This is a genomic window from Paenibacillus sp. J22P169 (assembly GCF_059691995.1).
In genome coordinates, this window is sequence record NZ_JCAUAO010000003.1 from 287,410 (window position 1) to 314,248 (window position 26,839).

General features: G+C 45.4%; 23 protein-coding genes. 20 read left to right on the forward strand and 3 right to left on the reverse strand.

Annotated elements, in window-relative coordinates; translation table 11 throughout:
- The first annotated feature begins 5 nt into the window (after positions 1 to 5).
- Entirely contained in the window at positions 6 to 974 is a 969-nt protein-coding gene (locus AC58QG_RS19095; RefSeq protein WP_497363716.1) for an AraC family transcriptional regulator, read from the forward strand.
- Between the two features lie 255 nt (positions 975 to 1,229).
- Entirely contained in the window at positions 1,230 to 4,169 is a 2,940-nt protein-coding gene (locus tag AC58QG_RS19100) for a family 78 glycoside hydrolase catalytic domain (RefSeq protein ID WP_497363717.1), read from the forward strand.
- Positions 4,170 to 4,339: 170 nt separating this feature from the next.
- On the opposite strand, the gene AC58QG_RS19105 is transcribed toward AC58QG_RS19100, so the two are convergent.
- Entirely contained in the window at positions 4,340 to 4,918 is a 579-nt protein-coding gene (locus tag AC58QG_RS19105) for a hypothetical protein (RefSeq protein WP_497363718.1), read from the reverse strand.
- A gap of 189 nt (positions 4,919 to 5,107) precedes the next feature.
- Between AC58QG_RS19105 and AC58QG_RS19110 the strand changes: the two genes are divergently transcribed.
- Entirely contained in the window at positions 5,108 to 5,560 is a 453-nt protein-coding gene (locus AC58QG_RS19110; protein WP_497363719.1) for a GNAT family N-acetyltransferase, read from the forward strand.
- 179 nt (positions 5,561 to 5,739) lie between these two features.
- Positions 5,740 to 5,919 carry a Spo0E family sporulation regulatory protein-aspartic acid phosphatase gene (locus AC58QG_RS19115; protein ID WP_497363720.1) on the forward strand — a complete coding sequence of 60 codons (180 nt, stop codon included), beginning with the start codon at positions 5,740 to 5,742 and terminating at the stop codon, positions 5,917 to 5,919.
- Positions 5,920 to 6,057: 138 nt separating this feature from the next.
- Here the strand turns inward: AC58QG_RS19115 and AC58QG_RS19120 are convergent, their stop codons facing one another.
- Positions 6,058 to 6,327, reverse strand: a complete 270-nt coding sequence (locus AC58QG_RS19120; protein WP_497363721.1) for a hypothetical protein — start codon at positions 6,325 to 6,327, stop codon at positions 6,058 to 6,060.
- A 220-nt stretch (positions 6,328 to 6,547) separates the two neighbouring features.
- Here AC58QG_RS19120 and AC58QG_RS19125 point away from each other — a divergent pair, with 220 nt between their 5' ends.
- The 4 genes from AC58QG_RS19125 (at position 6,548) to AC58QG_RS19140 (ending at position 9,632) form a co-directional block, all read left to right on the forward strand.
- Entirely contained in the window at positions 6,548 to 6,841 is a 294-nt protein-coding gene (locus tag AC58QG_RS19125; RefSeq protein WP_497363722.1) for an RNA polymerase alpha subunit C-terminal domain-containing protein, read from the forward strand.
- A 96-nt stretch (positions 6,842 to 6,937) separates the two neighbouring features.
- Complete coding sequence (locus tag AC58QG_RS19130) at positions 6,938 to 7,780, forward strand: RMD1 family protein (protein ID WP_497363723.1); 843 nt, start codon at positions 6,938 to 6,940, stop codon at positions 7,778 to 7,780.
- A gap of 180 nt (positions 7,781 to 7,960) precedes the next feature.
- Positions 7,961 to 8,602: a DUF2306 domain-containing protein gene (locus tag AC58QG_RS19135; RefSeq protein WP_497363724.1), complete on the forward strand. Its 642-nt coding sequence runs from the start codon at positions 7,961 to 7,963 to the stop codon at positions 8,600 to 8,602.
- A 13-nt stretch (positions 8,603 to 8,615) separates the two neighbouring features.
- A complete protein-coding gene (locus AC58QG_RS19140) occupies positions 8,616 to 9,632 on the forward strand; it encodes a DJ-1/PfpI family protein (protein ID WP_497363725.1) in 1,017 nt (338 codons plus the stop codon).
- Positions 9,633 to 9,655: 23 nt separating this feature from the next.
- Here the strand turns inward: AC58QG_RS19140 and AC58QG_RS19145 are convergent, their stop codons facing one another.
- Complete coding sequence (locus AC58QG_RS19145) at positions 9,656 to 10,249, reverse strand: TetR/AcrR family transcriptional regulator (RefSeq protein ID WP_497363726.1); 594 nt, start codon at positions 10,247 to 10,249, stop codon at positions 9,656 to 9,658.
- 424 nt (positions 10,250 to 10,673) lie between these two features.
- Between AC58QG_RS19145 and AC58QG_RS19150 the strand changes: the two genes are divergently transcribed.
- The 12 genes from AC58QG_RS19150 (at position 10,674) to AC58QG_RS19205 (ending at position 26,630) form a co-directional block, all read left to right on the forward strand.
- Positions 10,674 to 12,638, forward strand: a complete 1,965-nt coding sequence (locus AC58QG_RS19150) for an ABC transporter substrate-binding protein (RefSeq protein WP_497363727.1) — start codon at positions 10,674 to 10,676, stop codon at positions 12,636 to 12,638.
- Positions 12,639 to 12,680: 42 nt separating this feature from the next.
- On the forward strand, positions 12,681 to 13,727 hold the full coding sequence (locus tag AC58QG_RS19155; RefSeq protein WP_497363728.1) for an ABC transporter permease: 1,047 nt from the start codon (positions 12,681 to 12,683) through the stop codon (positions 13,725 to 13,727).
- Positions 13,728 to 13,729: 2 nt separating this feature from the next.
- A complete protein-coding gene (locus AC58QG_RS19160) occupies positions 13,730 to 14,875 on the forward strand; it encodes an ABC transporter permease (RefSeq protein ID WP_497363729.1) in 1,146 nt (381 codons plus the stop codon).
- 23 nt (positions 14,876 to 14,898) lie between these two features.
- A complete protein-coding gene (locus AC58QG_RS19165; RefSeq protein ID WP_497363730.1) occupies positions 14,899 to 15,954 on the forward strand; it encodes an ABC transporter ATP-binding protein in 1,056 nt (351 codons plus the stop codon).
- Entirely contained in the window at positions 15,947 to 16,963 is a 1,017-nt protein-coding gene (locus tag AC58QG_RS19170; RefSeq protein ID WP_497363731.1) for an ABC transporter ATP-binding protein, read from the forward strand. Before AC58QG_RS19165 ends, AC58QG_RS19170 begins: the two co-directional genes overlap by 8 nt.
- Positions 16,956 to 17,525, forward strand: coding sequence for an HAD family hydrolase (locus AC58QG_RS19175; protein WP_497363732.1), 570 nt, complete (start codon positions 16,956 to 16,958; stop codon positions 17,523 to 17,525). The genes AC58QG_RS19170 and AC58QG_RS19175 overlap by 8 nt, the downstream gene beginning before the upstream one ends.
- A 34-nt stretch (positions 17,526 to 17,559) precedes the next feature.
- On the forward strand, positions 17,560 to 18,606 hold the full coding sequence (locus AC58QG_RS19180; protein WP_497363733.1) for a LacI family DNA-binding transcriptional regulator: 1,047 nt from the start codon (positions 17,560 to 17,562) through the stop codon (positions 18,604 to 18,606).
- Positions 18,587 to 19,714 (forward strand): Gfo/Idh/MocA family protein, encoded by a 1,128-nt coding sequence (locus tag AC58QG_RS19185; RefSeq protein WP_497363734.1) that lies wholly within the window; start codon positions 18,587 to 18,589, stop codon positions 19,712 to 19,714. The genes AC58QG_RS19180 and AC58QG_RS19185 overlap by 20 nt, the downstream gene beginning before the upstream one ends.
- Positions 19,711 to 20,430, forward strand: a complete 720-nt coding sequence (locus AC58QG_RS19190) for a ThuA domain-containing protein (protein WP_497363735.1) — start codon at positions 19,711 to 19,713, stop codon at positions 20,428 to 20,430. The genes AC58QG_RS19185 and AC58QG_RS19190 overlap by 4 nt, the downstream gene beginning before the upstream one ends.
- 119 nt (positions 20,431 to 20,549) lie before the next feature.
- Positions 20,550 to 21,302 carry a glycerophosphodiester phosphodiesterase gene (locus AC58QG_RS19195; RefSeq protein ID WP_497363736.1) on the forward strand — a complete coding sequence of 251 codons (753 nt, stop codon included), beginning with the start codon at positions 20,550 to 20,552 and terminating at the stop codon, positions 21,300 to 21,302.
- On the forward strand, positions 21,299 to 24,028 hold the full coding sequence (locus AC58QG_RS19200) for an alpha-mannosidase (RefSeq protein ID WP_497363737.1): 2,730 nt from the start codon (positions 21,299 to 21,301) through the stop codon (positions 24,026 to 24,028). The genes AC58QG_RS19195 and AC58QG_RS19200 overlap by 4 nt, the downstream gene beginning before the upstream one ends.
- 25 nt (positions 24,029 to 24,053) lie before the next feature.
- Entirely contained in the window at positions 24,054 to 26,630 is a 2,577-nt protein-coding gene (locus AC58QG_RS19205; protein ID WP_497363738.1) for a DUF5054 domain-containing protein, read from the forward strand.
- The last annotated feature ends 209 nt before the right edge of the window (positions 26,631 to 26,839 follow it).

The window sequence follows — 26,839 nt, forward strand, 5'->3', positions numbered from 1 at the left end:
AACCTATGAGTAACATACGGCAAGTCGATTTCCTCAATCTGGCTCCCTATGTAAGGTATGTTCATGAGTTTGAGCATAAGGAGCAATATGCGGTCAAAGTGCCGCCACGCATTATTTATGATTACGAAATGATCTTTATGATTGGCGGCTCTGGGAGCTACCGAATTAATGATCGTTCCTTTGTGTTGAATGCGGGGGATCTGTGCATCATCCCCCCTTTCGTGCAAAACTCCTTCTTATTATCGCAGGGACAATATTGCCATTACATCGCTGTGCACTTTGATCTCGTCTATATGGGGCACAATTACGATTTCTCGCCTGAGGATGTCTATGTGAATCTTGATTACCAAAATATGGATAGAATTCCTTGGGAAGAAGAGTTAACCCACAGGCCCCATGTCGTGCTCAATGAAATTTCATTCCCTGATCATATGCAGCCCAGCGACCCTATTTTCGTAGCCAATACATTAAAAGATTTGCTGGCTGCCTTTGTATCGAAGGAATATGGCTATCATTTAAGGCTGCGTATCCTGCTGCTGCAATTGCTGGAGGCTGTAGTGAAGGATATTGCGACAAACGATGGGGTCGGCAAACGGCACAAATATCGCGAGACCATCGCGGAAGCGATTCAGACTATGAAAAATCAATACAAGGATCCGCCGGATTATCGTCAAATGGCAAGTGATTTCGGTTTATCGCTTAATTATTTCCGAACGCTTTTTAAAGAGGCTACGGGTAAAGCCCCGCTGGAATATTTGATTCAGATACGAATGGATAAAGCGAAGGAACTGTTAACAACGACCAACTATTCGGTAGGAGAAATCAGTGTCATGGTGGGGTATGACAATATTCATCATTTCAGTAAATTATTTAAAAAGATCGAAGGCATTTCGCCAAAGCATTATTTGGAGTCCTTGACGGGGCGAAAAGGAGTATTAACTTCGCGGAATTCAACGAGTACGACGTGGAGGTGATGGAAATGAAAGATACGCTACAAAACCAATTTAATATTGTCCCTAATCAGCCAAAAGTGGTCCTGATTAGGGACATTTACTTTCAAAAAGTTTCTATCGATTGTCATAATTACCCTAAATATATGTCGTAAATCCCCCTAAATTTAACAATCAAAATGATATAAGATGTGAATGACGAATTGAAATATTTGTTTGAATATTTATTACGAACATTTTATACATATGAAAGCTTTAACTACATGTAGGAGGTATACAATGATGTCCACTTTCGAAAAAAGCACGCCTTGGAAGGCCAGCTGGATCTGGGGAGGTTCCGAGGAAAGTCCGCGCAATGAATGGCGCTGGTTCAGAACCTCGTTCGTCTGTCCGCAGGATTTGGGATTGCTGGAGAAGGCGATCTTATGGATTACAGCAGACTCTCGCTATGAAGCTTATGTCAATGGAAAGCGAGTCGGAAGGGGGCCGGTTCGTTATTTTCCGACGGATATATTCTATGACGCTCATGAGGTTGGGCATCTCCTTCGCAGGGGTGAAATCAATACGATCGCGGTACAAGTGATGCATTTGGGCGTCTCTAATTTCCAATATTTAAGGGAAAGAGGGGGGCTGCTTGCGCAATTAGATGCTTTTGTAGGTGGCAACGAGGTGACGCTTGTCCAAACGGGATCCGAATGGCGGACGTCCGTGCACGCTGGACAGGACCCTGCCATCTCCCGGATGTCCTGTCAGTTAGCTTTCGCGGAACGAATCGATGGCAGGAAGCTTGCGGAGGACTGGACGTCTTCCGATTATTCCGATGCGGGCTGGGAGCAGTCAACGGTCATCGGACCAGTGGGTATACAGCCGTGGGTGAGGCTGGGGCCACGCGACATCCCATATCTTACGGAGGAGCCTGTTCTGCCTACGCGCGTAATCTCAGTATCTAGAGTTGTTCCTTATCGACTTACGGGTTTTATCGACGCGTACCATTTAATGAAGGCTCCTGGCGAAGAGCATGCCAATCATATCCGCTTCTGCGGCGCTTTTGCGACGATCCTTCGCTTGCGAGAGGATGCGGAAGTTAGACTTACGCTCCACGTGGGTGGACTAGGTTTTGTTCGGCTTGGGGAGCGGGTTTATATGGAAGCGGAACTGGAAGCAGAGCCGCCGCTTAAGCATCTTCGTGCCCAATTGCCGGCAGGTGATCATCTCTTGCTGTACACGGTGAACGGCCCCGAACACGGCCATAGTAATCGCATTGGTATTGATGCGGAGCAAGACATCGCGTGGATTTCTCCACTTGAGGCGGATGAGACGAGTGAACCGATGTCACCGTTCGTTCGCATCGGTCCTTCTTTCACATACTCCTGTATCGATTACATCGACCAGGATGACCTCTTTTCGGCATGGGAAGCCGAGAAAATCAGCTTCGCTGATCGCATTGCCCCGTTGGCGAGCATCGAAGAACTGCGTGCCACGGGATACCCAGTTGAGCAGATCCCTCATAGCTTGGCTAATGGGGAAGATGCGTTCATGCCGCAGTTCGCTAAGCGCGAGTCGGAGGCCTTCTCCGTTCCGGCCAGTCTGCAACGCATCGCTGTCGCATCTGCAGACGCGGGAATTGTGCCAGTATTCGAGGGCGGAGACACCGAGTTCATGCTCGATTTTGGCAAGGAGTGGAGCGGATTTCTTGAATTCGAACTAGACGCCGAAGCGGGGATTACCATCGATTGGTACGGTATCGAATATCGGAAGGATGCGTATGTTCAGCATACGTTCGGTTTGGACAATACGCTTCGGTATGTGACGCGTGAAGGCTCTCAACGTTACGCATCTCCGATCCGCAGAGGGTTCCGTTATCTGATTGTCACCGTCCGTGGTGCGAAGAAACCGGTGCAGATTCGTAATGTCCGAGTCGTTCAAAGCAACTACCCGGCACCCGAGATTGGTGTTTTCCGGAGCTCCGACTATAAGCTCAATCAGATTTGGAATATTTCTAAGCATACGACGAAGCTCTGCATGGAGGATACGTTCGTCGACTGTCCGGCTTACGAGCAAGCATTCTGGGTAGGGGACAGTAGGAACGAAGCGCTCGTCAATTACTATACTTTTGGAGGGACAGAGATTGTAGAGCGATGTCTGCGTCTTGTTCCTGGTTCCTCGTTCCAGACGCCATTATATGGCGACCAGGTACCTAGTGCATGGACGAGTGTCATTCCGAACTGGACGTTCTTCTGGATCGTGGCTTGTCGGGAGTATGCGGAGCATACGGGTAATCGCGCTTTCGCAGCGGATATGCTGCCGAAGATGTTGCTGACGTTGGAAGCGTATCTGGAGCGCATTAACGCCGATGATTTATTGGATATGAAGGGCTGGAACCTGCTAGATTGGGCGCCGATGGATCAACCTAATGATGGTATTGTCACACACCAAAATGTGATGTTGGTAAAGGCATTAGAAGAAACTGCTGCCATTGCAGAGTTCGCTGGCTTGCCTGAGCAAGGGGCGGCATGTGTAGAGTTCGCTGTCCGAGTGAAAGCAGCAATTAATCGGCATCTCTGGAGTGAAGAACGGGGCGCCTATCTCGATTGCATTCATCCGGGAGGCCGGCACTCGAACATTTTCAGCATGCAGACGCAAGTGATGGCACTGCTTGTCGGTGTTGCGGAAGGGGAGCGAGCTGCAAAACTAAATGAATACTTGACCGCTACGCCAGAAGGATTCGTGCCGATCGGCAGTCCATTCATGTCTTTCTTCTATTACGAAACGTTGATGAAAGCCGGGCATGTACAATGGATGCTCGACGACATGCGCGAGAATTTCGGCTTTATGCTCGATAACGAGGCGACGACGTGTTGGGAAATGTACGGGCACACGACGATGAATCGTGCGAACGAGAATGATTTGACGCGCAGCCATTGCCATGCCTGGTCGGCAGCTCCAGGATATTTCCTCGGTGCCTACGTGCTAGGCGTGCGCCCGGCTGCACCGGGGTGGGTAAAAGTGATTATCGAACCGATGATCGGCGATTTAAGTTGGGCTAGTGGAACGGTACCGCTGCCGCAAGGCGGATGCATAGATGTTGCTTGGAAAGCCGAGAATGGGCGGATTGCTTCGCTTATTGTTACAGCGCCTGAGCATGCAGAGCTCGATATTCGAGTTGCAGAGGCGTGTACTGTTAGCATTAGACGAGTGAGCCAACTCTCAGAACTATAGCTTGGAAATAGGCTATAGCTAACTATAAAGGCGGCTTTTAATTCGATACTGAATTAAAAGCCGTCTTTTTTGAAAGATAAGAAATAACATGCTGGCATGTGTGCATGCGTAAGTCGATAAAATCGACTTGCGCGCCCCCGGCGGTGCATGTGCGCATGTGTAAGTCGATTTTATCGACTTACATGCCACACGCGACGCATGAGCGCATGTGTAAGTCGATAAAATCGACTTACGCGCCACCGGCGACGCATTTGCGCATACGTAAGTCGATAAAATCGACTTACACGCCACCGGCGACGCTTATGTGCATGTGTAAGTCGATAAAATCGACTTACGCGCCACCGGCGGAGCATGTGCGCATGCGTAAGTCGATAAAATCGACTTACGCGCCACCGGCGGAGCATGTGCGCATGCGTAAGTCGATAAAATCGACTTACATGCCCCCGGCGACGCATTTGCGCATGCGTAAGTCGATAAAATCGATCTGCGCGCCCCCGGCGACGCATGAGCGTATGCGTAAGTCGATAAAATCGACTTACATGCCCCCGGCGACGCATTTGCGCATGTGTAAGTCGATAAAATTGACTTACACGCCACCGGCGGAGCATGAGCGCATGTGTAAGTCGAAAAAATCGACTTACATGCCCCCGGCGGAGCATGAGCGCATGGTAAGTCGATAAAATCGACTTACGCGCCACCCGCGGAGCATGTGCGCATGCGTAAGTCGATAAAATCGACTTACATGCCACCAGCTTCGCATTATGTCCACTGGGGGTGGAAACGGCTGCTCCCTTATTAAGGTGAGGATGCGAAATATTTCAGCAGGTTATTCCGCAAGCTAGAGGGTGTTGCGCCCGCAGATTTTCGTGAACTGCATAGGCGTAGTTGATGAAGAAGCCAGCAAACCTTGGGGTTGAATAAAACTTTGGAGGATTAATATGGTTAACTTTAGAATCGCTACAGTGAAAGACCTAACTAAAATTGTGCAAATGCTTGCGGACGATGAATTGGGTAGGACGAGAGAACGTTACGAAACTCCCCTTCCAGAAAGCTATCTAAAAGCGTTTCAATCGATTGATTCGGACCCGAATAATGAATTGATTGTTGCCTGCATGGGGGAAGAAGTTGTTGGTGTACAGCAGATTACTTTCACGCCTTATATCACACATCAAGGTAGTTGGCGGGCTACGATTGAAGGAGTTCGGACGGCATCATTCGTAAGAGGACAAGGAATTGGGAGTCAGTTAATTCAATGGGCAATTGAGCGTGCCAAGGAGCGAGGCTGCCATCTTATTCAGCTAACGACGGATAAAAAGCGAGAAGATGCGTTACGGTTTTATGAACGGTTAGGATTTATAGCGACCCATGAGGGTCTGAAAATGAAGCTTTAATTCATTGAAGGGGATCAATATGAAAGAGTCAGCAAACTTTTGAGTTTGCTGGCTTTTTTTCATGGGAAATAACTACAATCATTTCAAACATTATTCTAATATTTTCCTAATACGCTTGAGTTAATATATTAATAGAGTTAATTAACTTACGAAATATTTCAAGAACGGAGATGGATACGATGGAATCAATACTTCAACAGAAAATTGAATCCTTGCGATTCGAGATGATCAATCAAGCGGTGATCAATGGCAGTTTGACACATGAGAAAGTCGTATCCGTTAGTCAGTTGTTAGATAGATATATTGTGCTATATCAGAAACTCATTTACAAAAAAGCAAAATTGAAATTAATTAGCTAAGGTTAGTCTTGGCCGCGTTGGCAGTTAATCATCGAATCGACAGTTTACTATAAAATAAGGCTGACCTGAAGTAGTAGAGTCTACTTTAGGTCAGCCTATTAGAAAACTAGGATATGCTATGGCATTCATAACGATTAACTACTCTTCGGGCTGTTCCGAAGCGGGCTGATCTTCAGGTTGCTCTTCAGCTGCAGCGACTTCTCCATTCGCTTCTTCAATAACTTCCTCTGAAGTGTCCTCGCTTTCCTCCGCAATTGGAGCTGTATTCTCACCAGCAAGTTGTTGAAGCGCTTCTAGTCTGCTGCTCAGGCTCTTGATTCTTTCATCTGCTTGGTTGTTAGTGCCAGATAGTTGCTGCGCATGACGGAGCAAGGTTTTTACTCTTTCAATTTCGGCCGTATGTGCCATCGTTATGTTGCCTCCCCATAGTCTCGTTCGTTTTGTTCAGCACTAAGGAAAACTATCATTCATAGAAAAGTGTATACTTTTCCACGTGTGACTACAAGAGAAATTAGCATAGGCTGCCCATAGGTCAGGAGGATGACGGAGGTTCGTTTATGGTAAAATAGTTAGAAAAGGCAGAATGCCTGCATCCATCATTGTTTAGATAAGGGAAGGGGATCGACGATTGGCTGCCTTAAAGAAAACGTTAAGAGTTTGCAACAAAGGACACAAATACTATAAAAGTACCGACTGTCCGACCTGTCCGACTTGCGAACAAGAGCTGAAGCCTGAATCTGGGTTTCTTTCCACACTCTCAGCACCTGCCAGACGGGCTTTAGAGAACAATGGCATTACGACTTTGCAACAGCTATCAAGCTACAGCGAAGCTGATATTTTAAAATATCACGGTATGGGACCAGGTTCATTACCTAAATTACGAGCTGCTTTGCAAACGAATGGACTGTCATTCAAAAGTTAATCCATTTAAAGTAGATGTGCCAGCCAGCGAGGATTGAAGAACGCTTTTTCTGTCCAAAATAGGAGTAAAACTCTTACAGACAGATGAGTGGTGAAAATGAAGGATATCACATTTAAAGCTTTGGCTATAACGAATGAAATCGATTTGAACAAAATTGCCACCTATTGCGGGATTCCCAAAAAATATACGTGGGAGCAGCCTTTAATCCTAAGAGGTGAAATTCTTTCTAAGATTCTCAATAAAGATATAGATGGATTACAACAAGTGCTTGTGTTTTCTTTCGGAAGCGTTGTCTTTGTTAATCACTTGCATAAGTCTGAAATAACTAATTTCTTAAAGTTTATTCAGACATTTGAATCTGATATTGATCTTCAAAATTCAGAGAAATACATAGAAAATTACAGCCTGCACACCGAGCAAATCGATAGCATGGAATTGACTGATAAGTATGTGGTAGTGGCTGAATTTGAACCCTACTATCCTGAATTAATCTCTACCGTTCTTGCGAAATCTGTTGCACTTGAAAAGATCGAGGAACAGCTTGGCAAAATTCATGATAGTCTTGAAATTATGATTGATAGACTTGAAAAAGGGAAGCTTCGTGTTGGCAACAAAGAATTGGCAAGAACGACAGCACAAATCGTTCGCCATGAATATAACACTCTTGCCTATATCATGATATTGGATAAGCCTGATTTGACTTGGTCAAACAGCTCGGCTGGCCATTTTTACGATGAGATGATAGAATTTTTTGAATTGAGCGATCGGTTCAAAATTCTTAAAAGCAAAACAGACATTTTGTATCATATTCTGGAGGGTTTTTCAAACATTAGTCACTCAATCCGAGGTTTGTTCGTTGAATGGATCGTTGTGATTCTAATTGTTATTGAAGTGGTTTTAACGGTCTTGCAAATCTTAGGTTGGATTCCCTCACATTAGCAAAAGCGGCCCCCCTTATATAGGAGGCCGCTTTTTATGCAGTGCTTTTTATGGTCGATTTACTTCCTATTTTTGTAACAATTTAATAGGAGAAAAGTTAGGTTTTATATTATAATAAAAAAAAGACCGTACGGTTCGTTTTTTTTATCATGAAGCTCCACCGAATGAAAGGATGCAAAGATGAGTAAAAGTAAAAAAGCTTACTTGCTGATGTTGTCAGTTACAGCTGTATTTATCGTGTACGTCTTGTACACCAACTTTATTCATGATCCGCAAGCAACCCACTTTCTAAGCCATAAAGCTGCTCTTAAACGAGCGTTAAATACGGCAGTCTGGCTGAAGGTGATGAATGTGCACATCATTTTCGCATGTATGGCTATGATTTCGGGGGCTATTAATTTCTCTGCTGCTCTATTAAAGAAGCACCGTAAGTTCCATCGTCTGAACGGTTATTTCTACCTCATATCCATAGTCATCGTTGATCTTACTTCCGGCTATATGGCGCCATATGCGACAGGTGGGAAAGCAAGCAGCATGGGGTTTAACCTGATGAATATTATTTGGCTGGTCATGACGATCATCGCAATCGTAAAGATCAGGAAAAAACAGGTGAATCAACATCGCAAGTGGATGACGAGGAGCTATGCTTTCGTTTTTACGAATCTCACGATTCATGCAATAACTTCGCTGCTCCATGATGGAATCGGCCTTGCCTATACAACCAGCTACACAATAGCCGTGTACGGATCGATCATCTGTCTCATGGTGGCTGCTGAGCTCGTTATTCGAACAGTTTTTAGAAAGCCTAGCACGTTGATCTGAAGGAGGCACGCTCATGCATGTGCAAGTGGTATTATTCGATGGTTTCGATCTTATGGACGCCTTAGCCCCTTATGAAGTATTCGCTGCAGCGGCGATGTATGCTGGTGGAGCGATCACGGTGGAATTAGTGTCGGCAGAAGGGAAACGCTCGGTACCGAGCGGTATGAAAGGACCTGCGATCGAAGCGCAAGCTGCCTTAGATCCAAGCAGAGCAGGTATTATCCTCGTTCCTGGAGGTTCGGGAAAGCCAGAGGGGGAATCTGAAGACGCCGTTCCGAACATTTTGAGGTTGGCGATGGAGTCGAATTTGACGGCGTTGATGAAACGAGCTTTGGAGAATGAGCATATCACGGTGGCGACGGTTTGCGGAGGTTCATTGATGCTTGCCATGGGGGGATTGTTAGAAAATCGATATGCGGTTACGAATCATTTGGGGATGGCTGCGTTAGGCGCCACAGGGGCAATTCCGATTGAGGCCAGAGTTGTTGAGGATGGACACCGCTTGGTAAGTGGGGGAGGCGTGACATCAGGACTTGATGTAGCGCTGTACTTGGTGGATCGTGAAGTAGGGCCTCAAATTGCATCTGCTGTGGAGAAATTATTTGAGTACGAACGGAGAGGGACGGTGTGGCGCGCAAAAGGTATGGTGCCGATTAACTTTGCAACGAGTTCGGATACTGTTGCCGACGATACACGGCCTGCAAGTTCCGCGGTGTTTTTTGATACAGATTCCCCGATCGAAGGCACATGGCAGACAACGATCTCAACGCCTATTGGCAAAATGTCCGTACTGCTGTACATCTCCTTGGAAGATGGATTCATTCGAGGCACAGCAACGCAAGGTGATGAGGTTGTCGAATTCCTTAACCCTACATGGGATGGTCGTAGATTGACATGGACGCAACAGGTGAAGAAGCCGATGAGACTGAACTTGAAGTTCGAGGTAACCGTGCAAGATGACGTCATGAGCGGAACCGCCAAAGCAGGGATGCTGCCTTCCTCGAAAGTTGCAGGGAGACGAGTTAGCTGAATACTCTCAGAGAAAAACGGCTGCTAATGAGCTTTGTAGGTCATTAACAGCCGTTCAATATGCTGCATAGCATAAGCGACATGGCGGTTGTCCCGCGTTAGCCTGCTCGCCATAATGCCACCTTCAATGGTTGAAAAAATAAAAGAAGCAACAGATTCTAACTCCATCTCTGTTTGAAATTCTCCGTCGCTCACCCCTTGAGCCAGTAAGGATTGAATGAATCTGAGCATTTGCGTGTAAGCCTGGGCAGCATGATCTCGAAGAACAGGGAAAGAGTGGTCGCTTTCGACTGCTGTATTTAAGAAAGGGCATCCACCTTGGATGGGAGGGTTATGGACAGTGTCACGATACACATCGCACATGGCTAGAATTTTACCGACTGCAGTGTCCTGAAGTGCGATTGCCGCTGAGAAATGCTGCCATAATACTTGTCCAGCGTATTGGAAAGCTTCAATCGCAATATCGTCTTTGCTGGCGAAGGTGCGATAGATCGCTCCTTTGGTTAAGCCAGTCGCGTCCATAATATCTTGCATCGTCGTGCCTGTGTACCCTTTATCATTAAATAGAACAGCCGATTTCTCAATGATGCGGAGTTTCGTTTGCTCACCTTTGCGCATGCTATTTATTCCTCTCTAGCTAAACTGACCATATGACATCAATTATACCACATTGCAACTTACCTGATTACGCGTTCAAAGTATCATTAAATTTACCCCCATGATCTTCCAAAAAAACGGTTGCAATAGATGAAAATCCGATGTAAGATACAAATATAAAAAAGCAAACGCTTACAACACATTGTATTAAACCGGTTTAATGATGTGAAGTAGGAATGTTTACATCTTTGGAAGAGTAATCGCATACCATATGTAAAGCGCTTACATTTTTATTAAAACGGTTTAACTACATACATGTTAAAAATTTTTATTTTCTTATTAAACCGGTTTAAAGATATCCTGCCTTGGAGGTGAAGGGGTCCGATTTCCAGCTAAGCGAAAGGGAATATTGAAGAACAAGTTTAAAATTATGGAGGGGATTGGCTTGAAAAGAAGCGGTTTGTTTATTGGAATGATGATGTTGATTTTTGCAGTTGTTTTTGCGGCATGTGAGAGTGATAGTGAACCACAAGCAAGTTCAGCAGTTAAAGAAACAACAGGTCCAGTTGCATCAGCGGCTACAAAGATAAACGGATTCAAAGAAGCCCCTATGTTAGCTAAGCTTGTAACTTCAGGAACGCTTAAGCCTGTAGCTGATCGGATGCCTGTTAAGGAAGATATTATGGTTGAGAAGGTAACGGATGAGATCGGCAAATACGGCGGCGACTGGAAAATGCCTTGGGCTGGTCCTAACGATCGTTGGACTGTTGGTGCACCGACCGAGGAGTCGCTCTTCCGTTTTAATAAGGATGGAAGTACGGTTGAGCCTAACGTTGCCAAAAGCTTTGAAGTGAATAAAGACTCAACGGAATTCACGATCCATTTGAGACAAGGAATGAAGTGGTCAGATGGTATGCCTTTTACAGCTAATGATGTCCTGTTCTATTGGGAGCATATGCTGACGAAAGAAACGTTCGGTAAAAAGATTTATGATGCCTATTACTCCGTCGATCCTGTATCCGGTGAAAAGGCATTAGCACAAGTGACTAAAATTGATGATTATACGTTTAAAATTACTCATAAATATCCTAGCGTGCTATTTTTGGAGCGTGTTGCCATTGATAACAAATGGTTCTTTGCACCAGCACATTTCCAAAAAACGATTTTACCTGAGTTTGTAGGTGATGCGAAGGCTCTTGAAATTGCGAAGCAATGGGGCTTTGCCGATGTGAAATCTTTCTTGGTAGCAACGGGCTATTACGATTGGATTAATCCGCAGATCCCAACCTTAAGACCTTGGGTAGCTAAAAATGACCCGAACAGTGATCAATTTATTATGGAGCGTAATCCATACTACTGGAAAGTGGATAGCGAAGGAAATCAACTGCCTTATATGGACCGTCTCGTGGCTACCAAAGTACAGGATCCAGCACAAAGAGTTCTTGGCGCATTAGCTGGCGATTATAATTTGCTTGATTTTGATTTTAAAGATTTCACGGTATTAAAAGAAAATGAGAAAAAAGCAGGATTCACTGTCACGCCTTGGACGCAAGCAGCATGGTCGAGCGCGGGGCTTCAATTCAATCAAACGATTGCAGATCCTAATCTGCGTAAGCTCTTCCAAGACATTAAATTTAGAGAAGCTGTTTCTGTTGCGGTCGACCGCAAAGAAATTTCAGAAATTGTTACGAACGGCTTAGGAGCACCTCAACAAGCTTCCGTTCCGGAAGGCTTGGTTGGCTACCAAAAAGGCTGGGCCGATCAATGGAGTAAATTTGATCAAGCACGTGCTAATCAACTTCTGGATGAATTAGGTCTGACGAAACGTGATAAAAACAATTTCCGTTTAAATGCTGACGGTTCTGATCTCACGATTACGGTTATTGAGAACACGACGAATACAGCAACCTTCTTGGAATTAGTAAAGAAATATTATGAAAAAGTGGGTATCAAGGTAGATATCAAAGTTGTGGATGCCGGCACTCATAATGATCTCAAATACGCCAATAAGATTCCTGTAACAACAGAAAATATTTCGCTTGTCAATGTGGCTTTTAGACCGGATACACTTGTACCGCTGCGTGTACTAACACCATGGCTTGGAAATTATGGCTTGTACACATCATCCAATGGTAAAGACGGAGTTAAACCTGAAGGTGACATCGCGTTAATCTTGGATTACTGGAATAAAGTTAAATCATCGACAACCAAGGAAGATATAACGAAGTGGAGCAATGAAATCATTAAACTGAATCAAAAGAATCAATGGCTGATTGGTTATGCAGGTCCAACGCCTAAACTGATTGTTGCATCTAACAAGATCGGCAACGTGCCTAAGAATTTGATCTATGCGGATGAATTCCGCAGCTTAGGCCATGGCCATCCATCTCAATTCTTTATCAAACAATAGGTCGTTGTTAACTACATACTGGGGAAAGTCAATTTCCCCAGTATGACTATCAAGAGGATCATCGAATTAACCGGAGAGGACAGGATCGAGATGCTCCAATATATTTTAAGAAGAATCGTTATGGTCATACCCGTCGTTTTTGTTATATCCGTTATCGTCTTCTATATCATTCAGTTACCTCCTGGTGACTATGTTTCATCGTATGCGGCGAAGATGTCCGCGGCTGGTGAGGTTATGACACAAGCAGATATTGCTGAAATGAGATCAGCCTTAAAATTGGATCAACATTGGTTTATACAATATTTGGATTGGATGAAAAACATCTTCACTGATTTTAACTTCGGATATTCGTTTAGCTATAACAAGCCTGTTTTGAGCGTGATATCGCAATTTATGGCGCTAACGCTGATCGTCTCTTTGGCGACGATGGTGTTTACGTACGCGGTAGCTATCCCGATCGGGATATATTGTGCAGTAAAGCAGTATTCCATTGGTGATTATATTTTCTCGGCATTCGGTTTTCTTGGTATGGCCACTCCTCACTTTTTAATGGCGATCATTCTGATGTATCTGTCCTATGTGTATTTCGGTGATCCTTTGTTAGGTTTATTTTCGAGTGAATATGCGAGTGCGGCATGGTCGATGGGTAAAGTTCTTGACTTGCTGAAGCATATGATTATCCCAATTATCGTCATTGGTTTGGCGAACACAGCAGAGCTCATTCGAGTCATGAGAGGGCAAATGCTGGACGAATTGAATAAGCCGAATGTGGTGACTGCACGGTCCAAAGGCTTATCAGAAACGAAAATATTACTTAAATACCCGACGCGCGCTGCGCTCAACCCCATCGTAAGTACGCTTGGATGGTCACTAACATCCATTTTTACAGGTTCGACGATTACGGCGATTGTTCTGAATTTGCCTATTCAAGGTCCCGTTATGTATAACGCATTATTAGCCCAAGATATGTATTTGGCAGGTACGTGGTTATTGTTTATGGCAGTGCTGACGGTTGTAGGTACATTGATTTCGGATATTTTGTTGGCATGGCTCGATCCAAAAATTCGCACTGCATTCAGAGGTGTGTGACTATGAAAACAATTACAACGGTGCGTAAACAACTCGTAACTACCTTCAAGCGTCCGAAAAATAACGATGTCTATTACAGCTCGCAGTGGCGACTTATATACCGCAGATTGAAAAAACATAAATTAGCTCGTGTTAGTTTAATCATTTTAGCTGCTTTCTACCTTGTTGCCCTATTTGCTCAGTTCATAGCTCCCTATAGTTTGGAAAGCTACGACAGCAAATATGTCAATGCTCCTCCTACGAAATTGAGCTTTAAGGATGCGGAAGGCAACTTTCATTTTAGACCATTTGTCAATGAACTGAAGTCAGGCAGAGATCCTGTTACATTGCGGAAAATTTTTGTGCAGGACGAGAATGTTCGCCATCCGCTGCGCTTCTTTGTGAAAGGTGAAAGTTATAAATTTCTAGGCTTGATCCCAACAAGTACCCACCTTTTTGGCGTAGATGAACCCGGTCGTATCTTTATGTTCGGTACCGACGGAATGGGAAGGGATTTACTTTCACGCGTTGCCCTGGGCAGTCAGATTTCGTTAAGTATTCCGCTCATTGGCGTGTCTATAAGCTTCGTCTTAGGCTTGTTCATCGGAGGAATATCCGGGTATTTCGGAGGCTGGATTGACTCGGTTATTCAGCGGTTCATTGAAATTATTAGGTCATTTCCGACGCTGCCTCTCTGGATGGCCTTATCAGCTGCCATACCAGCCCGCGTCCCCGTAGTGACCATGTATTTGTATATCGTCATCATCTTTGCGTTCATCGGTTGGACGGATTTAGCTAGGGTCGCGAGAGGCAAGTTCATCTCGTTAAAAAATGAAGAATATGTGCTTGCAGCCAAAATAGCAGGTGTTAGCGACGCGAAAATCATTATCAAGCATCTCTTGCCTGGATTCATCAGTTATCTGGTTGTGGCGACGACACTAGCCATCCCGGGTATGATTCTGGGTGAGACGGCAATGAGCTTTCTAGGGCTCGGTATTCGTTCTCCTGCGACTAGTTGGGGTGTACTCCTTCAGGAGGCTCAGCAAATTGAGAATATCGCTTTGTATCCATGGAAGTTAATCCCTCTCGGATTTGTCATTGTTACCGTATTAACGTTTAACTTTCTAGGCGACGGATTGCGTGATGCAGCCGATCCATACAAGAAATAAACTAAGGTAAGGCGGGGAATGTCATGACATCAAAAGCTGTTATTGATTCACAATCCGAACTACCCCTACTGTCCGTACAAGACCTCAAGATTCGTATTCAAATGGATAATGGGGAAATGAGGGCAGTAGACGGCGTTGATTTTGAAATAAAAAAAGGGAAAACACTTGGGCTTGTTGGCGAGTCTGGCTGTGGCAAAAGTTTAACTAGCAGAGCCATTATCAGTATCAATCCGAAGGAGTGCGAAACATCAGGTAAAATTGTTTATCACTCCACGTCGGAAAAGGCTCTAAACGAGTTGAATTTGTTATCGCTAGATGCGACCGGCAAGCAGATCCGATCCATTCGTGGACGGAAAATTGCGATGATTTTTCAAGAGCCGATGACGGCATTTTCACCGATGTATACCATCGGCAATCAGATCATGGAATCGATTCTCATCCACCGTACCAAGGATAAAAAAGAAGCGAAAAAAATTGCGCTTGAAATGTTAAGTAAAGTGGGCATTTCGGATGAAGCGAAAAGATTTGATCAGTATCCGCATGAGTTTTCCGGTGGTATGCGTCAGCGCGCGATGATCTCCATGGCCTTATCCTGTAATCCAGAATTGTTAATCGCCGATGAGCCCACGACTGCGCTCGATGTAACCATTCAAGCGCAAGTGATGGAGCTGATGAAGGGACTTCAAAAAGAGTTTGGCATGGCGATTTTACTTGTCACGCATGATCTAGGCATCATTGCTGAGATGTGCGATGAAGTAGCTGTCATGTATTTAGGGAAGATTGTCGAGCAATCAACCGTAGGCGAAATTTTTAATAATCCTAAACATCCTTATACCAAAGGCTTGCTCAATTCGATGCCTAAGTTAGCTGGGAATAGAAATAAACGGTTAGAATCGATCGAAGGTACAGTTCCGATGCCAATCGATATGCCTCCTATGTGCGGTTTCTATGATCGGTGCAAGGATCGGATTGAAGGGGTATGCAACAAACAAGCCGTTCCCAAGACTCGGATATCCGATAACCATATGGTTAGATGTTTCCTTTACACGAATGAAGGTGAGGAGAGTACATATGTCTAAACCTATTTTGAAAGTAAACAATCTAATCAAAAATTTTGAAGTAAAAGATAAAAATAAATTGTTTGCTAGACCTTCCTCTGTTCGTGTATTGAATGACGTTTCTTTCGAGCTTATGGAGGGAGAAACGTTAAGTATAGTCGGTGAATCGGGCTGCGGGAAAACAACGCTAGGCCGTTGCATCGTGAGGGGAATGAATGCATCGTCTGGGGAAGTGATTTACCATACGGAAAGCGACGAGAAAGTTGATTTTCTAGGCCTTCGCGGGAAAGAATTTAAGAAATTCAGAAAAGATATTCAGATGATCTTTCAGGATCCGTATTCCTCACTAAGTCCGAGAATGAGTGTGTATGACATTATTTCCGAGCCGCTGCTCGCCAACTTTAAGCTAACGAAAGCGGAGCTGGATGAGAAAGTTACCTTAATCGCAGAAAAAACAGGTTTGAATGTCAGCTACCTCAAGCGTTATCCGCATGCCTTCTCCGGCGGGCAAAGACAGCGTATCGCGATTGCGAGGGCACTTATTTCCCAGCCTCGACTCATTGTCTGCGATGAAGCCGTATCAGCCTTGGATGTTTCGATCAAAGCGCAAATTATTAACTTGTTGAAAGACCTACAGCAGCAGCTTCAGATTACGTATATTTTCATCTCGCACGATTTATCTATCGTACAAAATATTTCTGACCGTGTGGCGGTTATGCACTTGGGGCGGATTGTCGAGTTAGCACCTGTGGATGCGCTATTTCAAACGCCTAAGCATCCTTACACAGAGGCACTCCTGTCGGCCGTACCTGAGCCTGACCCGGATTATAAGAAGGACCGAATCATTCTTGAAGGTGAAGTACCGAATCCGGCCAATCCTCCGAGCGGATGTCATTTCCATCCTAGGTGTATGTATAAGACCGACAAATGTATCAAGGAAGAACCTAAGCTGCAGGATTTAGGCAATAATCATTACGCGGCTTGTCATTTTGCTGACCAATTAAACTTAAGAGGTGTCGTACATGAGTAAACCAACAACGAAAGATCATATAGCGATTGATCCCAATGCGAAGAAGCTGATCGTTTTCCTAGACTGCGGAGATACCATCATTGATGAAGGAACCGAAATTAGAGATGACCATGATATTGTGATTAAAGCTGATCTGATTCCTGGGGCTGATGTGATGGTGAGGACCCTTGCCGAACGGGGATATATACTGGCTCTTGTGGCCGACGGCAGAGCGCAATCGTTCAAGAACATGTTAACGGACCATGGCTTGTATGATTATTTCACCACGATGATTTATTCAGAAACGATTAAAGATTCGAAACCAAGTCCTCGTATGTTTAAAGCAGCGATGGGTGCATTAGAACTCACTGAGCAAGATTGCTCAAGAATTGTCATGGTAGGAAACAACTTAAGCCGAGATGTGAAAGGCGCTAATCAAATGGGGATCACGAGCATCTTCTTGAGCTGGACGCCTAGATATCCGAAAGTGCATGAAGACGAAAGTCAAAAGCCTGCTTATACCATCAGCAATCCGGTAGAGTTAATTGACTTAGTCGAGAAGCTTAATGCACAATTGGCATAAATGAACATTGTAACGAAGGGAAGTTTACCCGAACATGGCAAAAATTGATGATGTTGCAAGGCTAGCGAGAGTCTCAAAAGGGACAGTTTCTAATGTCTTTAGCCAAAAAAGGCCGACAAGCAACGAAGTCAGAGAGCGTGTGATGAGTGTTTCTAGACAATTAAATTATGTCCCCAATCATACAGCGCGAAGCTTGGTTACCAAGAAAACGATGGCAATTGGGCTAACCATACCGCATGGCAGCTTCTTCTTTAGCGCATTTCATACGCAATTTATCAACGGGGTCATTCTGGAAGCAGCTTTTTATGGGTATAGGGTTCTGTTAGATATCATTCCTGTACATGAGGTGAAAACGCCATTTTTGACAAGTTATCCGATAGATGGTGCTGTCGTGATGAGGCCTACAGCCAATGATGAGCGTATCAACCTCATGCATATGGGACAGATTCCTTTTGTTACGGTAGGTCACGTGATGAACGAGAATATTGAGCACTCTATAAGCGTAGATAACGATAATGTACAGATGATGTTCAATATATGCGAGTATTTAATTGGCAAAGGCCATAAAGATATTATGTTTTTGAATGCGAATGAGCATATGACCGTATCTATTGATCGCAGAGCTAGCTTCATTGATGCCATGAAGGTTCATGGGCTAGACGTGGAGGAGCACATGATTCATCATAAGCCTGAGCTGAACTCAAGTGAATACATGGATTATGGCTATGAAGAGACGATCAATATTCTTGGTGAGCAGAAGAAAAAAGTAACCGCGATTATTGCCGATGATGACCGTACCGCGTTTAGTGTTCTCAATGCAATCAAGGACCTCAATCTGAGTGTTCCTGGAGACGTATCTTTATTTGTGGTATGTGGAGATCACTCGATGATGGTGCAATCGAACCCGTCTTTGACGAGCATGGACTTGCAGCCATCCGAATTAGGTGCTCAATCCGTCCGATTGTTAATGCATCAATTAGGCGTGCTGCAAGGTGAATACGCTGAAAGTATCATTGTTGAAGGCAAAATTATAGAGCGAAATTCAGTTTCGACGATTGATCATGAGGAAGATCGCAAATAAAGGAGCGTACATGATGAGTAATAAACAATGGAACGTAGGCATTATTGGCCTTGGCGGTATCGGCGATTACCATATGAACAATCTTGCGAAAATTACCAATACAAGCGTTGCTGCCATCTGTGATGTGAATGCGAAAGCGGTAGAACAGGTCGGGGATCGTCTGAATTTGCCAGCTGAGAAGCGATACACGGATTATCGAGCAATCATCGCCGATCCTGACATCGATTTCATCATTTCAGGTGTCTCCAATAAGTTCCATTGTGACATTCTGAAAACGGCGATTGAATGCGGTAAACCCATCTTTTCGGAGAAGCCTTTTACCCGAACCATGGAAGAGGCGGATGAATTAGTAAGCTTATATGAGCAAAATCCGATCCCCTGCATGATTGGATTTTCATATCGGTATAGACCTTGCTTTCAATACGTGAAGCAGCTCGTTACGGACGGTGCTTTAGGCCGGATCCGGCATATCGCTGCGCATTATTTGCAAGAGGAAAACGCGCCAATGTTTAACAAAGAATACACATGGCGATTCAATAAAGCCATGGCGGGGTCCGGCATTTTAGCAGATATAGGCTCGCATATGGTGGATGCGGCACGCTTTTTTGTGGGCGAATTTACGCAGGTGTCAGGTATGATGACCACGTTTACGGATCGCCGATTGGATAAACGAACCGGGGAATACGTAGAAGTCGACGTGGATGATTTTACTGGCTTCCAGTGTGTATTAGAAGGCGGCGTGATGGGGTCGTTTTATACCCATAAAAATGCGATTGGTACGGGGAATCAGTTCAACGTTACCTTGTTTGGCGATTTGGGCACGGTACGAATGTCCGTCGAAAAGCCTAATGAAGTTCATTTGACGCTCAGATCGGGCGAAAATCTACAACTGACCGAAACTGTCATTCACTTGGATGAGAAATCGGTGAAGCCGATGCTGCAGGATTTTGTAGATTATTTGGAGCAAAAGAACTCTTCTTCGCTCCCGACGATTATCGATGGATACCGTAACCAACAAGTGCTGCAAGCCATCATAGACTCAGCGCAAGACGGCGTAACGAGAAGCTTATCAAACCATTCGAATGTAAAAAGGGAGGAGCTTGTATGATCCGAGTCACGATTTGGAATGAATTCCTTCAGGAGCAAAGAAAAGAAGAGGTAGCTCGGATCTATCCCAAAGGCATGCACGGGGCTATTGCTGATGGAATAAGCCAGGAGAGCTTTGAGATTAGTTGTGCAACCTTCAATGAGCCTGAACATGGGTTAACGCAAGAAAAGCTGGATCAGACGGATGTCCTTATTTACTGGGGACATGTTGAGCATAAAGGCTTTCAGGATAACGTCGTTGATCGCATATGTAAACGTGTACACGAGGGAATGGGGCTGATCGTTCTTCACTCAGGTCATCATTCCAAATTGTTCCGCAAACTGATGGGCACTTCCTGCGATCTTCTATGGAGAGAAGCAGATGAAAAAGAGCGACTGTGGGTCATGGATCCATCCCATCCAATCGTAGAGGGAATTGGACCCTATATCGATTTGGAAGAGGAGGAAATGTACGGAGAGCATTTCGACATTCCTACACCAGAGGAATTAATCCTCGTCAGTTGGTTTCAGGGGGGAGAAGTGTTCCGAAGCGGTTGCACCTATCGTCGTGGCCAAGGGAAAATATTTTATTTCCGTCCAGGTCACGAGACGTATCCTACCTACCACAATAAAGATGTACAACGTGTCATTGCCAATGCTGTGAAATGGACAGCCCCAATTAAAAGGGAAAAGACGTTTTATGGACATCACTCGCCGCTTGAGGAAATTAAGAAGTAGCGAACTCATTACGGATAAAAGCTTCTTTCATGGTGAAAGAAGCTGTTTGGCTTGCGAATTCAGTCATCGTACAAGGCATGAATTTCGCAACTATGATTCTTTGGTTGAGGTGAGATTTGATGAAGACATATCCATTACTAACTGCACATACGGGGTGTATGGGCACACCAGATAATAGTTTGCTTTCTATAGAAACAGCGATTCATAGCGGGGCCGATATTGTGGAAGAAGACATCCTGATAACTTCAGATGGAGTTCTTGTACTTTCTCACGACGACAACGTTTACTCCGCGGATGGAACGGAATATAGGATTTCCCAAATGAGCTACGCAGAACTCAGTCAGTTGGATATCAAAGCGCATAACGGGTCACCCGGTGAGACCATTCGGATCTTATCGTTGGAATCAGTGATGCCGATCTTACGGGCCTCAGGTAAGACAATGAATCTGGATATCAAATCGGATGCGTGCATTGAGCCTGTTTCCCGATTCGCCCAAGAAAACGGATTAATCGAGCAGGTCATTCTTAGCGGATGTGAGACTTTGCGGGCCCAAACGGTTAACCGTACGAATCCACGCTTACGCAAGTTGCTGAACGTAGATACTTCCTTATTTCTAGCTAAAAATGAGATAGAAGCTGCTCAAATCAGCTGCGAGCATGCCTTGAGCGCGAATTGCTTTGGTCTCAACGTGAATTATCGTGTTGTAAGGCCAGAGCTCCTTCAAACTGCAGCACGCCATAAGCTGGATGTCTACATCTGGACGGTCAATACAGAAGCGGAGATGAAGCACTTTATTGAGATGGGTGTTCAATCGATCACTTCTCGAAATATTTCGGCATTGGTGCAAATAAGGGAGGGAGCTAAAGGATGAATTCGAAGCGAACAGCTCATATCATTTCCCATACACATTGGGATCGAGAATGGTATTTACCTTATGAAAAACATCATGTGCGTCTCGTCAAACTCGTGGATGAGCTGCTGAATAAACTGGTCCAAGATCCGAATTATCGCAGTTTTTTCTTGGATGGACAAACGATCATTCTTGAGGATTATCTTCAGGTCAGACCAGATCAGAAGGAGAAATTGTCCCAACTTATTCAGGATGGGCGGATTCTGATCGGTCCCTGGTATATCCTGCAGGATGCATTTCTTACCAGTGGTGAGGCCAACGTAAGAAATATGCAGATTGGACACCAAGATGCGAAGAAATATGGGCCTGTTTCGAAAATCGGCTATTTTCCCGATACCTTCGGTCTGGTAGGTCAGACCCCGCAATTGATGCGGCAGTTCGGGATTACGAATGTATTTTTTGGCCGAGGCGTTAAGCCGACGGGTTTTAACAATACCGTGTCTGACGGTGATTACGAATCTACCTTCTCGGAACTGATTTGGGAAGGACCGGATGGTTCTCATGTACTCGGCATTTTGTTTGCCAATTGGTATAACAATGGCTGGGAAATTCCTGTTGAACGCGAAGAGGCGAAGATTTACTGGGAGCAGAAGCTGGCGGATGCGGAGAAATATGCGTCGATGGGCGAATTGCTCTTCATGAATGGCTGTGACCATCAGCCGATTCAACTGGATTTGCCAGAGGCACTTCAAGTTGCGCGCGAGCTCTATCCAGATACAGCCTTTATTCATTCCAACTTTTTGGATTATTTGCAAGCTGTTGAGCGTTCCAGGAACCACGAGCTTTCCATTATAAAAGGTGAGCTTCGCAGCCAACGTACAGATGGTTGGAATACGCTAGTGAACACGGCTTCTGCCCGTGTTTATTTGAAGCAAATGAACCAGCTAGGGCAAGCGATGTTGGAAAAAGTGGCAGAGCCTTTGGCCGCTTTGGCGCACGTGCTTGGAGCCCAAGAGACATACCCGCATCATCTGTTCACCTATGCCTGGAAAACGCTGATGCAAAACCATCCGCATGACAGCATATGCGGATGCTCGATAGATGAAGTACACCGCGAAATGGTGACGCGGTTTGAGAAAAGTCGGCATGTGGCGGAAGCGATCATCGATGAAAGCAAGCGGGCCATTGCCGACATGCTCGATACATCGGGCTTTGCCAACATGGGGGAAAATGCGCTGCCCTTCATTGTAATGAACACATCCGGTTGGGAACGGAGCGGAGTCGTGAACATAGAGCTGGATGCCTTGCGTTTGTACTTCCGTGACGGTTACACGCCTGAGGAAGCAAGCCAGGCCATCCAAGCCATGGATCTTTCAGGCATGACGCTTGTGGATGAACATGCGAACGCCATTGCTTGCACGATGCAGGATCTCGGCCTGCAATTCGGATACGATTTACCGGATGATAAGTTCCGCCAGCCCTATATGTGCCGCAAAGTGAAGCTTACCTTTGAAGCGGAGAATGTGCCCGCATTAGGGCTGAAAGCTTATGCCTGGGTGAAACGTGAAGCGGAAATACCTGCCTCTTCGTTAGTAGTGGGAGACCGTGTGCTGGAAAATAAAGCGTTGAAGATCGAAGTCAGCGCCAACGGTACATTCAACTTAACTGACAAGACGAATGGCCGTGTCTATCGGGATTTAGGCATCTACGAGAATGCAGGGGATATCGGCAATGAGTACATGTACAAACAGCCGGATGGCGAAACGCCGCGAACGACCCATGGGGTGGCCGCACAAATTCGGGTGTTAGAAGATACGCCGTACCAAGCATCCATTGAGATTGTACACGATTGGGAAGTGCCTGCATCAGCAGACGCTATGCTAGAGGAAGAACAGCGCAAATTAAGCTACTTTGGAACTCGAAAAGCGCAGCGCTCGACCCTCATGATACCCATGCAGATCCGTACGGTTATCGGCTTGAGCCGCAGTGGTCAAGGGGTAGAGATAGCAGCTACCTTTAACAACCAAGCGAAGGACCATCGATTGCGGATGCTCTTCCCGACGGATTTGAACACGCAGGTTCACCGTGTTGACACGATGTTTGAAGTCCCGCAGAGGGACAATGAACCTGCTGAAGAATGGCAGAACCCAAGCAACACGCAGCATCAGCAGGCATTCGTTGATCTCAGTGAGGCCGGGGCAGGCTTGGTTGTCGCCAATTTAGGACTGAACGAATACGAGGTTTTGCGTGACGGCCGCAATACGGTTGCCCTAACACTGCTTCGTGCTGTTGGCGAGCTTGGTGACTGGGGGTTGTTCCCAACGCCAGAAGCACAATGTTTGGGAGAACACACTGTCCGTATGACGATCATTCCACATAACGGGGATGGTGTTCAGTCAGGTGCTTATGCGGGGGCCTATCAGTTCCAAATTCCATGGACATCCTGCCAGACAGGTAACCATCCTGGAAAAATTTCACCTTCGTTTGCCCCCTTCCAGTGGGAAGGTCGTGAGTTGGCATTCTCCTCTATGAAAATGAAGGAAGGATCGGATGAGCTCCTGCTGCGTTGGTACAACATGAGCGTCCAAAAGGCTAGCTTGCAGCTTAGTTCTCATATTTCGTGCAAAGAGTTCTACAAGAGTTCAATCATGGAAGAGTACGGTTCGCGCATCGAAGCTGAATCTAATGATCAAATTCATGTATCGGTGGAACCTTGTGAAATTGTGACGATCGGGATTCATCGTTAATTTATAGATAACGGAGGAGAGAACAGTGAGGCAACTAGAGAAAATATATGTTGTTTTTAAAACTCACGTAGACTTGGGTTTTACGGACTTGGCCAGCAATGTCGTCTCCCAATATAGAGAAGAGATGATGAACGACGTTCTAGCGGTATGTGAAGACACGATGAAGGATGGCCCTGATCATCATTATGTGTGGACACTGCCTGCATGGATGCTGAAGGAATGTTTGGATACGCCGGATGTGGGTAGAAAGGAAAGAATGGAAGCCTTGATTACGAACGGACAACTGCGTTGGCATGGGCTTCCGTTTACGACACATACGGAGTTTTGCGGCACCGAAGAATATATTAGAGGGCTCTACATCTCAGAAAAGCTTCGGGATCAATATGGACACACGGCCATTTCCGCAAAAATGACGGATGTCCCCGGTCATACGTGGATGCTGCCTACTTTATTGAAAAATGCAGGCATTGAATTTTTACATCTGGGCGTAAATGCTTGTTCTTCCCCGGTTGATTTGCCAAGGTTGTTTCATTGGGAAGGTCCGGATGGCAGCAGAGTCTTAACCTATTATTCCAAGGGGGCATATGGCACAGACCTGACGCCGCCAGAGGATTGGCCATATCCCATCTGGATAGCGCTGCTGCAAACGCAAGACAACTATGGTCCACAGGATGGCTCTGTGGTGCAAGACTTGTTAGATGAGATTGCCAATAAGTATCCAGATACCGAAGTGAAAATCGGGACAATGGATGATTTTGCACGCGATTTTGTGGCCAGAGATTATCAAGATATACCTGTGATTCGCAAGGATTTAGCCGATACATGGATTCATGGGATTGGGACTTACCCAAAAGAAGTGTCCCGTGTACGGAGGATGCGCTCGGATATTGCAACACGGGAAAGCTTATCGACGCTTGAGCAGCTGCAAGGCATCCGTGGTGGTGATGAACATAAGAATGCTATAGCGGAGGCTTATGAACACACGCTGCTATTCGGCGAACATACGTGGGGAATCGATATTAAATCGAATTTATTGCCTGGCCGTAACAGCCAGCGCGCTTTTGGAAAATCTGCGATTCAGAAAGACCGCGCAATGTTTCCGGACTCCTACCTCAAGACAGAAGCTTCTTGGGCTGAACAGAAAAACTACGTAGATCAAGCTGAGAAAGCGCTCAGCGAAGTGCAGCCTTTTACAGCCATAGATTCGAATGTTATTGGTGTATATAACCCGCTTGCATGGAAACGGCAGAACACGAAGATCACGCTGCATAAGCATAAGGGCGGTACGCTCACAGATAGAGAAACGAGGGAAACCTTCTTCGTTAATGAAGCGGGCGAGGCTTATATTGGTGAATTGGCACCGATGGGGTATCGAACTTTTGAGTATGCGGAAAGCTTGGACGACGTTCATACAGATGCAATCGCAGTGAAGGTCGCAGAGAACGCGCTTTTGGAAAACGATGCGATACGCATCGTGGTCAACGCCCAGTCAGGCTGTGTGACCAGCTTCTATGACAAGCAGAATCAGAAGGAATGGGCCGTAAACGGAAGGTTCGCTCAATACGAATACGATGTTTACGGGAAAGAGGAGATTTTGGATTTTGTAAAAGCATACAGCTATGATCTAACGGATTGGTATGTGAACGATTTCGGTAAACCAGGATATCCTCGAATCGATCATAAGCATTATGGGCTGCAGCTTGCTGACGTAAAGATCTCAAATGGCGCTGGCTGGGGCAGCATTGAAATAGTCTTCACGACGCCAAATGAAAGCTATGAGGAGTTTGGGAACGGCGAGGAGATCCGCATATTGATCCGTTTGGAAGCAAGCCAACCTTTTGCAGATATGCAAGTGGTAGTTAATCGTAAAGCAGCTACTGCGTATGCCGAGAGTGGGCATTTCACGTTTGCACTAAAGGCAGATCATCCGGAGTATCGGTTTCAGAAATTAGGCAGTGTTGTCAATCCGCTTGCAGATATTGAGAAAGGTGCGAATACTCGCCTTCACTGCGCTAGTCAATGGGTTGATGTACAGGATGACCAAGTAGGATTAACGATCATTCCATTCGATACGCCGTTATTCTCCATTGGTGAAAAGGGGATTTACCAGTATTCGAAAGTGTATGTACCTGAGCAGCCAACCCTTCATTTCAACTTATTTAACAATCAATGGGGGACGAATTTCCCACAATGGATTAGCGGCAGTTTTCAATACACATTCCGGATTGTACCTCATGCGGGGGATTGGAAGTCAGGACGCGTTCAGCAGTTAGCCGCCGAAGCATACATGCCGCCTCAGGTGACCGTAGGTTGGAATCCTGCAGGACCGAACACATATGAGCTCCTGAAAGAAGGCGTAGAGGGGATCCATATTTTATCCTTCAAAAGAGCGGAGCAAGGTGACGCCTACATCTTACGATTCCAAAATCTGCTCGATATGCATGCAACGGTGAAGCTTTCCTTTGCTGCGTCGCTTGAGGATGCGCAAGAATGTGACCTTGTTGAACGAATCAAGGAAACGAACGTGGATTACGATCGTGATCACCTCACGGTGACGATGAATCCTTTTGAAATTAAAACGATGAAGCTTCGTTTAGTCTGAAGCGGATGCAAAAAAACAGACAGCTGCAATCCAGCTGTCTGTTTTTTTGTATAAGCAAAGCTTACCTCATTTTTATGTTCGGTTCACAGGTAGCAAAAATGCAAAAGAGCATCTTTTTCAGAGTAGATCACTTCAACGTTCTAAATAAATGCAAAAAGGCATCTTTTCGCGGCGAAAAGGACTGAATAGAGCTGAATACACAGAAATTG

Coding starts and splice junctions, on each gene's coding strand:
- AC58QG_RS19095 (WP_497363716.1), top strand. CDS start 6: ATGAGTAACATACGGCAAGTCGATTTCCTCAATCTGGCTCCCTATGTA.
- AC58QG_RS19100 (WP_497363717.1), top strand. CDS start 1,230: ATGATGTCCACTTTCGAAAAAAGCACGCCTTGGAAGGCCAGCTGGATC.
- AC58QG_RS19110 (WP_497363719.1), top strand. CDS start 5,108: ATGGTTAACTTTAGAATCGCTACAGTGAAAGACCTAACTAAAATTGTG.
- AC58QG_RS19115 (WP_497363720.1), top strand. CDS start 5,740: ATGGAATCAATACTTCAACAGAAAATTGAATCCTTGCGATTCGAGATG.
- AC58QG_RS19120 (WP_497363721.1), bottom strand. CDS start 6,327: ATGGCACATACGGCCGAAATTGAAAGAGTAAAAACCTTGCTCCGTCAT.
- AC58QG_RS19130 (WP_497363723.1), top strand. CDS start 6,938: ATGAAGGATATCACATTTAAAGCTTTGGCTATAACGAATGAAATCGAT.
- AC58QG_RS19135 (WP_497363724.1), top strand. CDS start 7,961: ATGAGTAAAAGTAAAAAAGCTTACTTGCTGATGTTGTCAGTTACAGCT.
- AC58QG_RS19140 (WP_497363725.1), top strand. CDS start 8,616: ATGCATGTGCAAGTGGTATTATTCGATGGTTTCGATCTTATGGACGCC.
- AC58QG_RS19145 (WP_497363726.1), bottom strand. CDS start 10,249: ATGCGCAAAGGTGAGCAAACGAAACTCCGCATCATTGAGAAATCGGCT.
- AC58QG_RS19155 (WP_497363728.1), top strand. CDS start 12,681: ATGACTATCAAGAGGATCATCGAATTAACCGGAGAGGACAGGATCGAG.
- AC58QG_RS19160 (WP_497363729.1), top strand. CDS start 13,730: ATGAAAACAATTACAACGGTGCGTAAACAACTCGTAACTACCTTCAAG.
- AC58QG_RS19165 (WP_497363730.1), top strand. CDS start 14,899: ATGACATCAAAAGCTGTTATTGATTCACAATCCGAACTACCCCTACTG.
- AC58QG_RS19170 (WP_497363731.1), top strand. CDS start 15,947: ATGTCTAAACCTATTTTGAAAGTAAACAATCTAATCAAAAATTTTGAA.
- AC58QG_RS19175 (WP_497363732.1), top strand. CDS start 16,956: ATGAGTAAACCAACAACGAAAGATCATATAGCGATTGATCCCAATGCG.
- AC58QG_RS19180 (WP_497363733.1), top strand. CDS start 17,560: ATGGCAAAAATTGATGATGTTGCAAGGCTAGCGAGAGTCTCAAAAGGG.
- AC58QG_RS19185 (WP_497363734.1), top strand. CDS start 18,587: ATGAGGAAGATCGCAAATAAAGGAGCGTACATGATGAGTAATAAACAA.
- AC58QG_RS19190 (WP_497363735.1), top strand. CDS start 19,711: ATGATCCGAGTCACGATTTGGAATGAATTCCTTCAGGAGCAAAGAAAA.
- AC58QG_RS19195 (WP_497363736.1), top strand. CDS start 20,550: ATGAAGACATATCCATTACTAACTGCACATACGGGGTGTATGGGCACA.
- AC58QG_RS19200 (WP_497363737.1), top strand. CDS start 21,299: ATGAATTCGAAGCGAACAGCTCATATCATTTCCCATACACATTGGGAT.